The organism is Ruegeria sp. CDSA021 (genome assembly GCF_059612325.1).
In genome coordinates, this window is sequence record NZ_JBXWQJ010000019.1 from 43,620 (window position 1) to 56,274 (window position 12,655).

15 protein-coding genes and 1 tRNA gene are annotated in these 12,655 nt (G+C 55.9%); 10 read left to right on the forward strand and 6 right to left on the reverse strand.

Annotation, left to right across the window (positions count from 1 at the left end):
- Positions 1-55: 55 nt before the first annotated feature.
- From AC2FLD_RS19785 to rpmH, 5 genes are all read right to left on the reverse strand, one after another.
- The gene (locus tag AC2FLD_RS19785; RefSeq protein ID WP_496673132.1) at positions 56-1,591 is read right to left on the reverse strand and encodes a putative bifunctional diguanylate cyclase/phosphodiesterase; all 1,536 of its coding nucleotides are present in this window, start codon (positions 1,589-1,591) and stop codon (positions 56-58) included.
- A gap of 64 nt (positions 1,592-1,655) precedes the next feature.
- On the reverse strand, positions 1,656-2,549 hold the full coding sequence (ttcA, locus tag AC2FLD_RS19790; RefSeq protein ID WP_050605871.1) for a tRNA 2-thiocytidine(32) synthetase TtcA: 894 nt from the start codon (positions 2,547-2,549) through the stop codon (positions 1,656-1,658).
- A gap of 156 nt (positions 2,550-2,705) precedes the next feature.
- On the reverse strand, positions 2,706-2,951 hold the full coding sequence (gene yidD, locus AC2FLD_RS19795) for a membrane protein insertion efficiency factor YidD (protein WP_083445393.1): 246 nt from the start codon (positions 2,949-2,951) through the stop codon (positions 2,706-2,708).
- The gene (gene rnpA / locus AC2FLD_RS19800; RefSeq protein WP_496673134.1) at positions 2,948-3,373 is read right to left on the reverse strand and encodes a ribonuclease P protein component; all 426 of its coding nucleotides are present in this window, start codon (positions 3,371-3,373) and stop codon (positions 2,948-2,950) included. Before rnpA ends, yidD begins: the two co-directional genes overlap by 4 nt.
- 25 nt (positions 3,374-3,398) lie before the next feature.
- Positions 3,399-3,533, reverse strand: coding sequence for a 50S ribosomal protein L34 (gene rpmH / locus AC2FLD_RS19805; protein WP_005980833.1), 135 nt, complete (start codon positions 3,531-3,533; stop codon positions 3,399-3,401).
- A gap of 296 nt (positions 3,534-3,829) precedes the next feature.
- On the opposite strand from rpmH, the gene AC2FLD_RS19810 reads away from it, so the two are divergent.
- The 10 genes from AC2FLD_RS19810 to AC2FLD_RS19855 all read left to right on the forward strand — a co-directional run bounded on the left by AC2FLD_RS19810 (position 3,830) and on the right by AC2FLD_RS19855 (position 11,866).
- Entirely contained in the window at positions 3,830-4,561 is a 732-nt protein-coding gene (locus AC2FLD_RS19810) for a TVP38/TMEM64 family protein (RefSeq protein ID WP_496673153.1), read from the forward strand.
- Between the two features lie 3 nt (positions 4,562-4,564).
- Positions 4,565-5,983 carry a dihydrolipoyl dehydrogenase family protein gene (locus AC2FLD_RS19815; protein WP_496673136.1) on the forward strand — a complete coding sequence of 473 codons (1,419 nt, stop codon included), beginning with the start codon at positions 4,565-4,567 and terminating at the stop codon, positions 5,981-5,983.
- A gap of 15 nt (positions 5,984-5,998) precedes the next feature.
- The gene (locus AC2FLD_RS19820) at positions 5,999-7,384 is read left to right on the forward strand and encodes a sensor histidine kinase (protein WP_496673156.1); all 1,386 of its coding nucleotides are present in this window, start codon (positions 5,999-6,001) and stop codon (positions 7,382-7,384) included.
- Between the two features lie 64 nt (positions 7,385-7,448).
- Positions 7,449-7,525 (forward strand) — tRNA-Arg (locus tag AC2FLD_RS19825).
- 148 nt (positions 7,526-7,673) lie between these two features.
- Positions 7,674-8,852, forward strand: a complete 1,179-nt coding sequence (locus AC2FLD_RS19830; protein ID WP_496673138.1) for a tyrosine-type recombinase/integrase — start codon at positions 7,674-7,676, stop codon at positions 8,850-8,852.
- Complete coding sequence (locus AC2FLD_RS19835) at positions 8,845-9,753, forward strand: hypothetical protein (protein ID WP_480725308.1); 909 nt, start codon at positions 8,845-8,847, stop codon at positions 9,751-9,753. The genes AC2FLD_RS19830 and AC2FLD_RS19835 overlap by 8 nt, the downstream gene beginning before the upstream one ends.
- Before the next feature lie 191 nt (positions 9,754-9,944).
- The gene (locus AC2FLD_RS19840; protein ID WP_170392035.1) at positions 9,945-10,154 is read left to right on the forward strand and encodes a MerR family transcriptional regulator; all 210 of its coding nucleotides are present in this window, start codon (positions 9,945-9,947) and stop codon (positions 10,152-10,154) included.
- Positions 10,155-10,337: 183 nt separating this feature from the next.
- Positions 10,338-10,679, forward strand: coding sequence for a hypothetical protein (locus tag AC2FLD_RS19845; protein ID WP_496673141.1), 342 nt, complete (start codon positions 10,338-10,340; stop codon positions 10,677-10,679).
- Complete coding sequence (locus tag AC2FLD_RS19850; RefSeq protein ID WP_496673144.1) at positions 10,672-11,199, forward strand: helix-turn-helix domain-containing protein; 528 nt, start codon at positions 10,672-10,674, stop codon at positions 11,197-11,199. Before AC2FLD_RS19845 ends, AC2FLD_RS19850 begins: the two co-directional genes overlap by 8 nt.
- A 31-nt stretch (positions 11,200-11,230) precedes the next feature.
- Positions 11,231-11,866 carry a hypothetical protein gene (locus AC2FLD_RS19855; RefSeq protein ID WP_496673147.1) on the forward strand — a complete coding sequence of 212 codons (636 nt, stop codon included), beginning with the start codon at positions 11,231-11,233 and terminating at the stop codon, positions 11,864-11,866.
- 579 nt (positions 11,867-12,445) lie between these two features.
- Here the strand turns inward: AC2FLD_RS19855 and AC2FLD_RS19860 are convergent.
- The coding region (locus AC2FLD_RS19860) for a HupE/UreJ family protein (protein ID WP_496673150.1) at positions 12,446-12,655 on the reverse strand (210 nt) is incomplete at its 5' end.

The window sequence follows — 12,655 nt, forward strand, 5'->3', positions numbered from 1 at the left end:
GAATCGCCCGTCATTTCGTCACGTACTGGTCTTCTTTGGGCTGATTTCGGGTTCCTCAGCCTGTTTCCCGTCCGATTTTAGGCACCCCGTCGATCTTGTTGCGATAAGACTTGATCCAGCCCTCGGTTTTTTCGAAGCGCATCGGCTTGCCGATACCAAAACCCTGAACGTGGTCGCAGCCTAGCTGAGCCATCAATGCGTGCTCACCCGGCGTTTCGACGCCTTCCGCCAATGTTTCCAGATTCAAACGCTCAGCCATGGTTAGGATGGCACTGGCCAGCTGTTGTTGGCTTGGGTCCTGATCAGATTTGGTGACAAAGGAACGGTCGATCTTGATGCGGGACACGTTGAACCGTTTGATTGACGCGATTGAGGCGTGGCCTGTCCCGAAATCGTCCAGATCGATACAGCAGCCCATGGCGGCCAACCCGGTGACATTGCGGGTGATGACATCATCGGGCCGACGGGAGAAAACGGTTTCCAGCACCTCGACTGCCAGCCTATCTGGAGTCAGGTCGAATTGATCCAACTCCCATTTCAGGCGGTCGATCAGGCCCGGGTCACGCAGTTCATCAGAGGAAAAATTTATTCCTATGCGCGGCACATACAGCCCAGCCTGATCCCAGTCGCGCATAGCCGAAAACGCGTAGTGCCGCATCGTCTGTCCCAACCGCCCCATGAGTTCGGCGTGTTCGGCAAAGGGCAGAAAGACATTGGGGCTGAGAACCCCCTTGTAAGGATGTTCCCACCGGGCCAGCGCCTCAAAACCGGTAACGCGCCCGGTGTCGGTCGAAATTTGAGGCTGAAACCACGGGCGAATCTCACCGCTGTCCAGCGCCGCATCAAATTCTTTACGCAGATTGGTGCGTACCTGTGCCCGGCGGCGTGTCTCAGACGAAAAGGCCCGGATCGTGGATGGGCCGTTTTGTTGCGCCTCAAGCAAGGCATTGTTTGCGGCATCGCGCCAGTCCATCGCGGAGCCGTTGGGGAAACTGTCGCTCAGGCTGAACCCGATTGAGCAGGACATATAAACGCCGGTTCCGTTCAACATGATCGGCTCTTCAATGGCGGATTGCATTCGACCGGATAGCTGGATACACGCTTCCAGATCCAGTTGCCGAGCCGGGCGCAGGACAACCATCATTTTGTTCCCACCGATTCGAGTCGCGCAGTCACGGTTGCGGATCATTGACATGACACGCGCACAGAATTGTTGTGCCACATGGTTTGCAGCCGCCTGTCCGTGAAGATCGAGCAGCTGCGTGTAGTCATCTAGAACCAGGGCGAAACAGGCTGAATCCTCGCCTTTGCGGCGGGTTTCAGCAAAAACATCTGTCAAGGCGGATGCGAAGTGGTCATTTGACACCAGGCCACCCGATGCCCTTCGTCCCGGACGTGTCGGTGTGGTTGATATTGCCCCCAGCCCGGCGATCGCCAAGGGTAAGCCCAGAGCCATCGAAACCAAGGCCCGTTCACCACCCACCCAGAACGCGCCTAAACTGAGCGCCGGAACAAAAGCCAGCACGGCGGGCCCGTTCACAATAGTTTTCAAAGAGTGGAAAAAACGATTGAATGAAGATTGGTTCCACATCGTGCTTTAGGCCTTGGCATGAATGACATGCTATCGAGCCTAAGAAACCAGTCTGAGTCAGTCGTTAACGCAGCTGCGGAATTTCACCCGAGTTTTCAGTATTTTTGCCAGATTTTATTGAAAGGTTAAGGAAATCAAACAGTTTCGCATCCAGAAGGTGCGAAGGGCGTGCATTTGTTAACGCGCGGAACATAACTTGGCGACGGCCTGGGCTGTTCTTTTCCCACTGATCGAGAATCTGTTTCACCTGCTGACGCTGCAACCCGTCCTGACTGCCGCATAGGTCGCAGGGGATGATTGGGTATTGCATTGCGTTGGCAAACTTTTCGCAATCGGCCTCGGCAACATGCGCAAGCGGTCGGAAGACAAAAAGATCGCCCTCTTCATTCACCAGCTTCGGCGGCATGGTGGCCAGGCGGCCGCCATGGAAGAGGTTCATGAAAAACGTCTCGAGAATATCGTCGCGGTGATGGCCCAGAACAACCGCAGAGCATCCTTCTTCCCGTGCGATACGATACAGGTTGCCGCGGCGCAGGCGCGAACATAGGGCGCAATAGGTTCGACCCTGCGGAACCTTGTCCATCACAACGGAATAGGTGTCCTGATATTCGATCCGGTGTGGCACACCCATCCGGTTCAGAAATTCCGGCAACACAGTGGCCGGGAAACCGGGTTGACCCTGATCCAGATTGCAAGCCAGCAGATCGACGGGCAACAAACCGCGCCATTTCAGTTCGTAGAGAACAGCCAACAGCGTATAACTGTCCTTGCCGCCTGACAGACACACCAGCCAGCGGGGCGGTTTGCCATCCTTGTCGTGGGCGGACGGGTCCACCATCCCATATTGCTCGATCGCTTCGCGGGTCTGACGCACGATGCGCTTGCGCAGCTTCTTGAACTCGGTGGTCGAGGGCGCGCCAGCAAACAGCGGGTGGATATCGTCTGCATCATCAAACATGCGCAGCCCCTACAGCAGATGGCGCAACCGGGCAAGTGGTGGGTCAGCGGCGCGTGAGTATCCATCCCAAGGGCGTGCTGGAGGAGGGACTGCTATCACCTGATAACTGCGGCGAGTTGTTCTAGCATTAAGGTGCCGGTCAAGTCTGATGAAGAATCAGGCGGAGGCGTCGTGATGCTCGCAATCAGGTACCGGATCATACCCATCGCCCCCCCAGGGGTGGCAGCGGCAAATTCGTCGAGCGGTCAAGTATGATCCTTTGACCGACCCGTGTTTCTCAAGTGCCTCAAGCGCATATGCAGAGCAGGTGGGCTGATAGCGGCAATTGAAGCCGACCCATGGGCTGAAGATCAGCCGATATGCCCGAACGGGCAGGGCGACGATATGGGACAGAAAGGTCATTTGCCCGAAGTATGAACCTTGCGGAGTGCATAGCGCAAGTCGCCCAACAGAGCTTCAAAGGGCCGGTCGGCGGTGACCTCGGCACGGCCGATCAGCACGTAATCCCATCCATCGCGGCCAAACTCAGGCAAAACGGCACGGGCAGCTTCTCGCAGACGGCGTTTGGCGCGATTGCGGGCCACGGCATTGCCGACCTTCTTGGAGCAGGTAAACCCCACGCGAATCCCGCAGGCTTCGTCGGCCGAACGTCTGCGGGCCTGCACCATCATCGAGGACGTACCCTGTCTGCGTGCACGGGCCGCTTTCAGAAAATCCGAACGTTTTTTGAGTACGGTCAATGGTTCAGGCGCACAAACGGACGCCGCCGGGGGCGTGTTCCCGGGCTGGTTCTTACCATCCACAGGGGCCTCCGGCGGCGTCATGTTCATAACCTGATCGGTGAGCGGTTTACGCGCTCAGCGATTTGCGGCCGCGTGCACGGCGTGCGTTCAGGATCTTGCGGCCGGCCTTGGTGGCCATGCGCGCGCGGAAACCGTGGCGGCGTTTGCGAACCAGGTTCGAAGGCTGATAGGTGCGTTTCATCGCTCCGTCTCCAATCAATAGCGGTGGGGTGCGGCGCGGATTCGCCTGGCCCTAGTGTTCGAAGCCCGTCCTCTACTGCTAAGCGGGGGGTAAGTCAAACCCCAACAACCGGGTTTTCGCGCCTTTTGCAACAATTCTGTAACCGCAGCGGTGAAAAGATTTCAAAACACCCGTTTATCGAAGAAATCTCTCACATTCGGTGCCACAAAGATCAAGGCCCCGTGATCCCCCTGTTGCTGGACCGTCGGGCAGCGCATCTTGGGCACAAGATGAAACAGAAAGAACCGGAAAACCTGATGTCCGAAACAAGCCAGGCCCCGCGCAGCGGGTTTGCGCGCCATATTCCATTGCTGGTTATCCTTGGTGTTGCCGTAGCTGGCTTTTTCACGCTGGGGGATTACCTGAGCTTTGAAACCTTGCGGGACAATCGTGAGGCGCTTCTGGCATGGCGTGATGGTCACTATTGGGTCATGGCTGCCGCGTTTATGACTGTTTACATCGTTATTGTGGCGTTTTCGTTGCCCGGGGCGGCGGTCGCGTCGATGACGGGTGGATTCTTGTTCGGCCTGTTTGCAGGTACGGTCTTCAACGTCGTGGCAGCGACTATCGGAGCCTCGGCCATTTTTCTGGCGGCGCGCTGGGGGTTGGGTGAGTCTTTGACTGCCCGGTTGGAATCTTCGGAAGGTACGGTCAAGAAGCTGAAGGACGGTCTGCGCGAAAATGAGATCTCGGTCCTGTTCCTGTTGCGGCTTGTGCCGATTGTCCCGTTCTTTGTGGCCAATCTGGTGCCTGCACTGGTTGGCGTGAAGTTTCGCAACTTCCTGATCACCACGGCGCTGGGCATTATCCCGGGTGGGATTGTCTACACCTGGATTGGTGTCGGGCTTGGCGGAGTGTTCGACCGCGGCGAAACCCCGGATGTGTCCCTGTTGTGGGAGCCGTTCGTGATCGGGCCGATCATCGGGTTGTGCGTTTTGGCAGCTTTGCCCATCGTCATCAAAGCCTTGCGCGCAAATAAGGACAGCTGAGCCATGACCGAACTGAAAACAGACCTCCTGGTCATTGGGGCCGGGTCCGGCGGACTTTCGGTTGCAGCTGGGGCCAGCCAAATGGGTGCTGATGTCGTTCTCCTGGAAGGCCACAAGATGGGGGGCGATTGCCTGAACTTCGGCTGCGTCCCGTCCAAAGCGCTGATTGCAAGCGGGAAGACCGCTTATGGTCAGGCGCATTCCGCGGCATTCGGGATCTCGGATGTCACCCCTCAGATCGACTATGCGGCGGCCAAGGATCATGTACATGACGTCATCGCCCAGATCGAGCCGATGGACAGCCAGGAGCGGTTCGAGGGCTTTGGCGTCAAGGTGATCCACGAATACGGCACCTTTATCTCTTCCAACAAAGTGCAGGCGGGGGATCACGTCATCACTGCACGGAGGATCGTGATCGCAACCGGGTCTTCGCCTCTGGTGCCGCCGATCCCGGGGCTGGATACAGTTCCTTACTATACGAATGAAACCATTTTCGAACTGCGCGAGCGGCCGGATCATTTGTTGATCATTGGCGGTGGCCCGATCGGCATGGAAATGGCGCAGGCCCATCAACGCCTTGGCAGCAAGGTCACGGTCATAGAAGGCCAAAAGGCGTTGGGCAAGGACGACCCCGAAGCTGCGTCAGTGGTGCTGGAGGCGTTGCGCAGTGAAGGCGTCGACATCCGGGAAGACGCAATGGTTGCGCAAATCCGAGGAAGCGAAGGCGCAGTTGAGGTCGTGACCGAGATCGGTGAGATTCACAGAGGCTCTCATCTTTTGATCGCAGCCGGGCGCAAGGCCAACATAGAACGCCTGAATCTGGAGGAGGCGGGAATTGATCGCACCCGGACCGGCATAAAGACGGATGAGGCCCTGAGGACGACAAACCGCCAAGTCTATGCCATTGGCGATGTTGCAGGTGGGCTGCAATTCACCCATGTGGCAGGGTATCATGCGGGCATCATCATTCGCTCGGCTCTGTTTGGCCTGCCGTCCAAAGCCAAAACGGCACATATCCCGTGGGCCACCTATACCGACCCGGAATTGTCGCAGGTTGGTCTGACCGAAGCACAAGCCCGCGATCAACATGGTGACAGGCTCGAGATTGCCCGCTTTGACTACCATCACAACGATCGTGCCATTTCCCAACGTAAGACAAATGGTTTCATCAAAGTCATGGTCGTCAAAGGTCGACCCGTTGGGGCCACAATCGTCGGTCATCAGGCAGGCGAATTGATCAACTTGTGGTCGCTGGCATTGGCCAATAATCTGAAGATGGGGCAAATCGCTGCGATGGTTTCGCCCTATCCGACGATCGGAGAGCTTAACAAACGCGTGGCTGGTGCTTATTTCACGCCAAGGCTGTTTGAGAATCAGACAGTTAAACGGGTGGTCAGGTTCGTCCAGCGCTGGATACCCTGACCTGAGGAGGGGCGCATTTTGAACTCGCTGTCGGGCCGATTTCTAATCCTGACGACGGTCTTCGTCATGTTGGCCGAAGTCCTGATTTTTGTCCCGTCTATTGCTCGCTTCCGCGAAGATTTTCTGCTGAACCGGCTGGAACGCGCCCAGATTGCCTCGCTGGCATTGTTGGCAGACGATATGCTGGCTGAGGACCTTGAGGCAGAGCTGTTGGCAAATGCCGGTGTGTATAACGTCGTGCTGCGCCGAGATGAGGTTCGGCAACTTATGTTGTCTTCACCGATTCCGGAATCAATTGCCCAGACATACGATTTGCGCGATGCGGGTCCCTTGGTATTGATCCGTGATGCGATGAGCCGGATTTTTACACCCGAGAACGAAATAATTCGAGTCATTGGCGAACCGGTCAAGGGCGCTGGGCTGTTGATCGAAGTCACCACGGACAGCGCCCCACTGCGCATGGCGATGGTAGACTACGGGCTGCGCATTCTTGGTTTGTCTTTTGTCATTTCGATCATCACCGCTTCGCTTTTGTTTCTTGCGGTGCGCGTGGTTCTTGTGCGGCCGATCAAAAGCGTCGTGGGGTATATGCAGCGCTATGCCAGCGCGCCCGAAGACGCGCGGGGCATCATCTCGCCGAACTCGAAAGTGACTGAACTGCGTGAGGCCGAGGAGGCGCTGCAAATGCTGCAGACGGATCTGACACAGGCACTGCGACAACGCGAGAGGCTGGCACAGCTGGGTGGGGCGGTTGCCAAGGTCAGTCACGACTTGCGCAACATATTGACCTCGGCACAGCTGTTCACGGACAGAATCGAATCCAGCGACGATCCGCTGGTTCGTCGGATGGCACCGAAACTGGTGAACTCCATTACACGCGCGGTATCGTTGTGTGAAAGCACGCTGGCCTTTGGTCGCGCGGAAGAGCCTGCCCCCACACTGACGATGGTCCCTGTGCGGTCGCTGGCTGCAGATGTGGCAGCCAGTGAACAGCTTGCCGTTGCTGATGCCTGCGTCGAAATCGTGAACGAAGTACCTGAGGATCTGATCGTCCGCGCAGACCCCGAACAATTGTTCCGGGTCATCATGAACCTTGTGCGCAACGCGCGTCAGGCCTTGGTGACATCTGCCAAGCCTGGGCGTGTAACGATTGCTGGCTGCGAATATGGGGACACCTGGTGCATTGAAATCCGCGACACAGGTCCGGGCCTGCCGCCAAAAGCGCGCGAAAACCTGTTCACTCCGTTTCAGGGTGGGGTTCGAAAAGGGGGGTCTGGTTTGGGTCTGGCGATTTCCCAGGAACTCGTGCGTGGGCATGGTGGAGACCTGACACTGAAACAGACCGGATCCGAAGGAACCGTGTTCGAAATAAGCCTTCCCCGTGGTGACATGACTTTTTGAATTATTTTTGAAGAATCGACTTGCACGTTCTGGGCGGCAGGTCTAAACACCGCCTCACCAACGCGGACCGATAGCTCAGCTGGATAGAGTACTTGACTACGAATCAAGGGGTCGGGGGTTCGAATCCTCCTCGGTCCGCCACTTGGTGATTTTCTAAAATTTTGGTTAGACACACTACGTTGTTTAAACCTCTGTCTTTTATGACTGTAGCCGCGTTCGTGGGTTTCGTTGGATTTTATCCGATCATACTCGTATACTGTTATTGAGTGGTATATTTTGTGGTATTTTCATGGCCGCGCTCAGCGGGAAGCTGACAAAGAAGCTGGTAGAGAATCTTGGTCCGGGTCGGCATGGCGACGGCTCTGGCTTGTACCTTGTTGTTGATCCATCAGGTGCACGGCGTTGGATCGTACGCGTTACGGTCAAGGGACAGAAGAACCGCAAGGGCGCGCCGCTACGCACGGATTTCGGGTTGGGCGGCGCGGATGTCGTTACACTGAACCAAGCCCGAGAAAGGGCGCTCGAATATCGACGCATGGCAAAATCTGGATTGAACCCTCGGTTTAACGCCCAGCGTGAAATCCCGACCTTCGAAGAACTCAGTCGTCAAGTTCATATCGACCGCCTGCCAACATGGAAGAATGCCAAGCACGGCCAGCAGTGGCTTAACACGTTACGCGACTATGCATTTCCCAAGATCGGCCGTATGCCGGTCGACAGCATCGATCAGCCCGAAGTGCTGATGTGCTTGTCCCCCATCTGGACCGAGAAACACGAAACCGCAAAGCGACTGTCGCAGCGGATCAAGACTGTGCTCGACGTGGCAAAGTCCAAGGGCTTCCGCTCAGGCGAGAACCCGGTGACCGCGATCCGCGAAGGGAAGGTGCTGCCTACCGTCAAAGCCAAGGTCCAGCACCATGACGCGATGCCGTGGCAAGAGGTGCCCGTGTTGTATGCCGAGTTGCTGACCCGCTCCGCCATGGCCGCCAATGCGTTGCAGTTCACCATTCTGACCGCCTGCCGGACCTCCGAGGTGCTGGAGATGAAATGGCCCGAGGTCGATATAGATGCGCGACTATGGACCATCCCGGCGGAGCGTATGAAGGGTGGGCAGGCCCATCGTGTCCCTCTCACCGACGAAATGCTGGCCATTCTGGAGCCGTTGCGTGCGCTGGCCTCTGACTATGTGTTCGAGGGTCAAAAGCGGCATCAGCCCCTGTCAAACATGTCCATGCTGATGCTGCTGCGCCGGATGCGGCAGGACGGCGTCACCGTTCATGGCTTCCGCAGTTCGTTTCGGGATTGGGCGGCCGAGGCTGCAAACGCACCGCGTGAATTGGCAGAGGCAGCTTTGGCCCATCAAGTTGGGTCTGATGTGGAGCGGGCGTATGCACGGTCAGATTTGTTGGAGCGTCGGCGCTCTCTTCTTGCCGAATGGAATTCATTTGTTGGAGGAATTGATGGTTAGCAACAACGAAGATCCACTGTTCTACTGGAAACTGTGTGACGAATTGTCAGTAGTTGACGCTGCCATACTAATAATTGGTGAAAACCCATCTCAGCATGTCGAGCTATGGGATCAAGAGGACAACGTTAGAATCTATGATGAGCATGGCGTGCCAAAGACCAAACAGCGCCAAGACTACGATGATTTGAAGCCTGTACTAAAGGCGCTGAGAGCCGCGATTTTAGGAAACCGTCTTCGCGCGAAAATTAGCTACCCGGCCCGTGGAGTTAAAAACTACTCGCCAGATTTAAGCATAATGGGAGAGCCGGTCTATCATACTGTCAAACTAGAACTGGACCCATATCAAGAAGAGCGAGTTGAATTCGATCATTTGGTAAGTTGTCAATCGGGCGAAGGCCGCCTGCATATAGGTGGGCCAATTCAGGTGGCCAGGGGCGCCGATGAGTTGTGGGTTTTCAAAGAGCCGAATTGGGAGCAGACAACTGTCGAGGTAGACGACCTAAAACGCTGGCTCAATGGTCGAGGCATTCGACCGCGTTTTTTCTTTCCAAACTCTTCTACAGGGGGCTTGGACGACAAAACCGGACCCAGGTACTCACCTAAACTGGCCTGTGCTGTGGCAGCTTGGCAGGCTGTTTTGAAACAACAGAAAAATAAAAGCGTCAAAGAAAGCCTTGCGATGTGGGTGCAAGCAAACGGTGTGCAATTCGGACTTGGCGATGAAACCGGTTTGGTTCCGAAAAAGGCGGTGGACGAAATCTCAACTGTAGCGAATTGGAATACCAAGGGAGGGGCCACGCCAACCTATATAGAGGATGAAACCGAATTCCCCGAAGCCGTGGATAATTTTGATAGTGCAATCCAAGGCAACGAAGACGACGGTTCCGAGATTCCGTTCTGAGTGATACGGTTCTGGCAGTGGTGGTCAGGTTTAAAATATTGTAATTTCGTAAAAATTTACAATTTGAAAAAGCTTTCACAGCCAACTGCGGTATTAACTCGTTACAAGTTTTTCAAAGTTCGGCAGCTATTAGTGGGCCTGCCGCAAGGGCAAGTTAATGCCATCGCAACTGATCCAAGAGGATTTCAACGATGGCAAACGTCTTCAATGACGACCGGGTCTATTTCCCAGAAGACCCTGAAATGCAATTGCTGGGAAATCGCGAGAAGTTGGCTCAATGGCGTCACCGCATGTGTGGTCCGGCCTTTCTTCGCATCGGTCGGCGGATCGCCTATCACGGCGCTGATCTGAACGCCTGGCTGGCGGCTCGGCGCACCGATCCCAACAACGAGGCTGCATAATGAAAAACCCCAACTCCAAGCGCGGAGATGGGGCTTTTCCAGTGACATCAACTGCCACCCTAGCAAGTCCAGTTGATGCCACAGGATGCCCCGCGCCGACAAGACAAAACGAGCGTCGGTACTACTGGTCGCCTCAAAGCAACTCGGTCGAACGGGTGATATTACGGAACGGACGGATCGAGCATGGCTGATGGGTCCTTTTCCAAATCGCGCAATCAAAGCTATGAAAGCGGGCTGGAAGACGGCCCCCTTTCCCAGACCGATCATCGAGAAACCGCTGAGAACTACCAGGGCGAACTCTTTCGCCATGGTATCTACCGCGTCTCTGTCTGCAGGGACGGTATCCAATGGCTGTTTCAGCGTCAGAGACCGCAATTTCCGGCCGGGGGAGCGGCATGGGACACACTCGGATACTGTGTGTCCAAATCTGGCCTAACTCAGCTCGTCCGGGCGCATATCGGCCGCGACATGCCCGAACTGGATAAGTTGCCCGAACACTTCCAGCGGGGGTATCGCAATGAGTAGACGCCGGTCTCCCAATGGCAAAAGGTCGGATGAGGGTCAATACGTTCCTCTGCCGTACGCCATGATCAAGTCCCCGGCGTGGCGTGCTCTGTCCGGACCTGCAGTGAAGCTCTGGCTGGAGCTTCACACCCGCTTCAATGGCGGCAACAACGGCAAGCTGTTTCTGTCAATGAACGAGGCGGCAGAAATCTTGGGGTTGGGCAAGGCCACCGTTCAGCGCGCTTTCGAGGATCTGAAAGACAAAGGCTTTCTTGTGCTGGAGCAGGAAGGCAACTGGTATCACCGTCGCGCCCACGAATGGCGGTTAACGACTAAGACCACACAAACCCGGTCCGGCAAAAAAGCCGCCACTAACAACTGGCGGCTCTGGCAGCCCAAAAAAACAAAACGCGGTTCTGAGACGGACCCGTCAGCATCCTCTGTGGTTCCGTTTGAGAACCCAAAGACCCCCCATGGTTCCAAATCAGAACCCGTCAGGCCGATTTCTCGACGGTCCATCGGTTCTGAAACGGAACACTAATACTAACCACTCCCTGTTACGCGAGGCGGACATGAGCAAGACACAGAAAGACAAAGGCAACGATCTGCAGACAAAGAATTCCGAGCTTACCGAAGCGGAGACCAATGCGATTGCGGATTTGAAGGAACGGAAGAAATCAAGCGTTCGGGCCCCGGACATCAAGTTGGACTTCGATGAAGAGGCGCGGAGACTTACAGTTGGCCACAAAGGAAAAGATCCAAAGGCGGCTTGTGCTTTAGCGATGCATGAGCTCGGCACAATCGATTATCGGTTCTTCGAAGGCGTGATGGATCAAGTCGCAATTCTCGGACAACAGGACAGCTCAGTTTCTGAGAACGCGTCGAACTTCGTGATGTCCGTTGTTGCCGGGGTAGGGCCGCAAGACGAGATCGAAGCCATGCTGGCAATACAAATGGGCGCGATCCATCAGGCAACGATGATGATGGCGCGCAGGCTCAATCACGTAAAATCTCTTCCACAGCAAGATTCAGCGGAACGAGCGCTCAACAAACTTTCGCGCACTTTCACCAATCAGGTTGAAACCCTGAAACGGTATCGATCCAAGGCAGATCAAACCGTCCGCGTCGAGCGCGTCGAGGTCAATGATGGTGGGCAGGCAATCGTTGGCAATGTTCAAAACGGGGGGCGGTCGGATGACAAAAAGTGACGACAACCTCATGGACCCCACCAAACGGCTCAATGATGCGCCCAGATGTATCGCCGCAGCGAAATCCACTGGCAAGCGGTGCCGCGCACCCGCCGTTCGAGGCTGGAGTGTCTGCCGCATGCATGGGGCTAGAGGTGGGCATGCATCAGGACCTGACCATCCGTCCTGGAGACATGGACAAAGGTCCAGAGAAGCTGAGGAACTGCGCAAGACCATCAATGAATTGATCCGCACTGACAGGGAACTGCAGAAGCTGATCCATTGATTGGGCAGGGGCTGGTAACCGACACAAAGTAGTCATTCGACAGAACTAGTCGGATGTCTGCTCCGAGCCCATACTTGCCGTTACCCCGGTAAGCCGAATCCGACGCGATGGGCAGAAAGCAGCCGTCCGCCGCGTGCTGCACCGATGTCAGCTTCTGTGATTTCGGCTTGTTGTCTTTTGGGTGCTACGGATATTCCCAGTGGCGATTTCGACACGTGTGAACGCGATTTGGGCACTCGAACGCATAGGCTCTTCAAGTGCATTAGGCCGCGAACAACCCAAAGCGGGCTGTCAAAAAACTTGATGCCCAGGCCTTATGTCAACGCTGCAAGAGTCCGCTCGACAGTCCAGAAGGCGCCCACCAAAGCGATGACAAAACTCGCCGGTACCACGATGAGCGATCTGTACCACGGTTCCTTGCGCCAAAGTCCAACAGCCAGAAAGGCTGCCGCTATGACAACCAACTGGCCAATCTCAACGCCTACATTGAAGCCAATTAGCCGGGTCAACCAATGGCCGCCTGA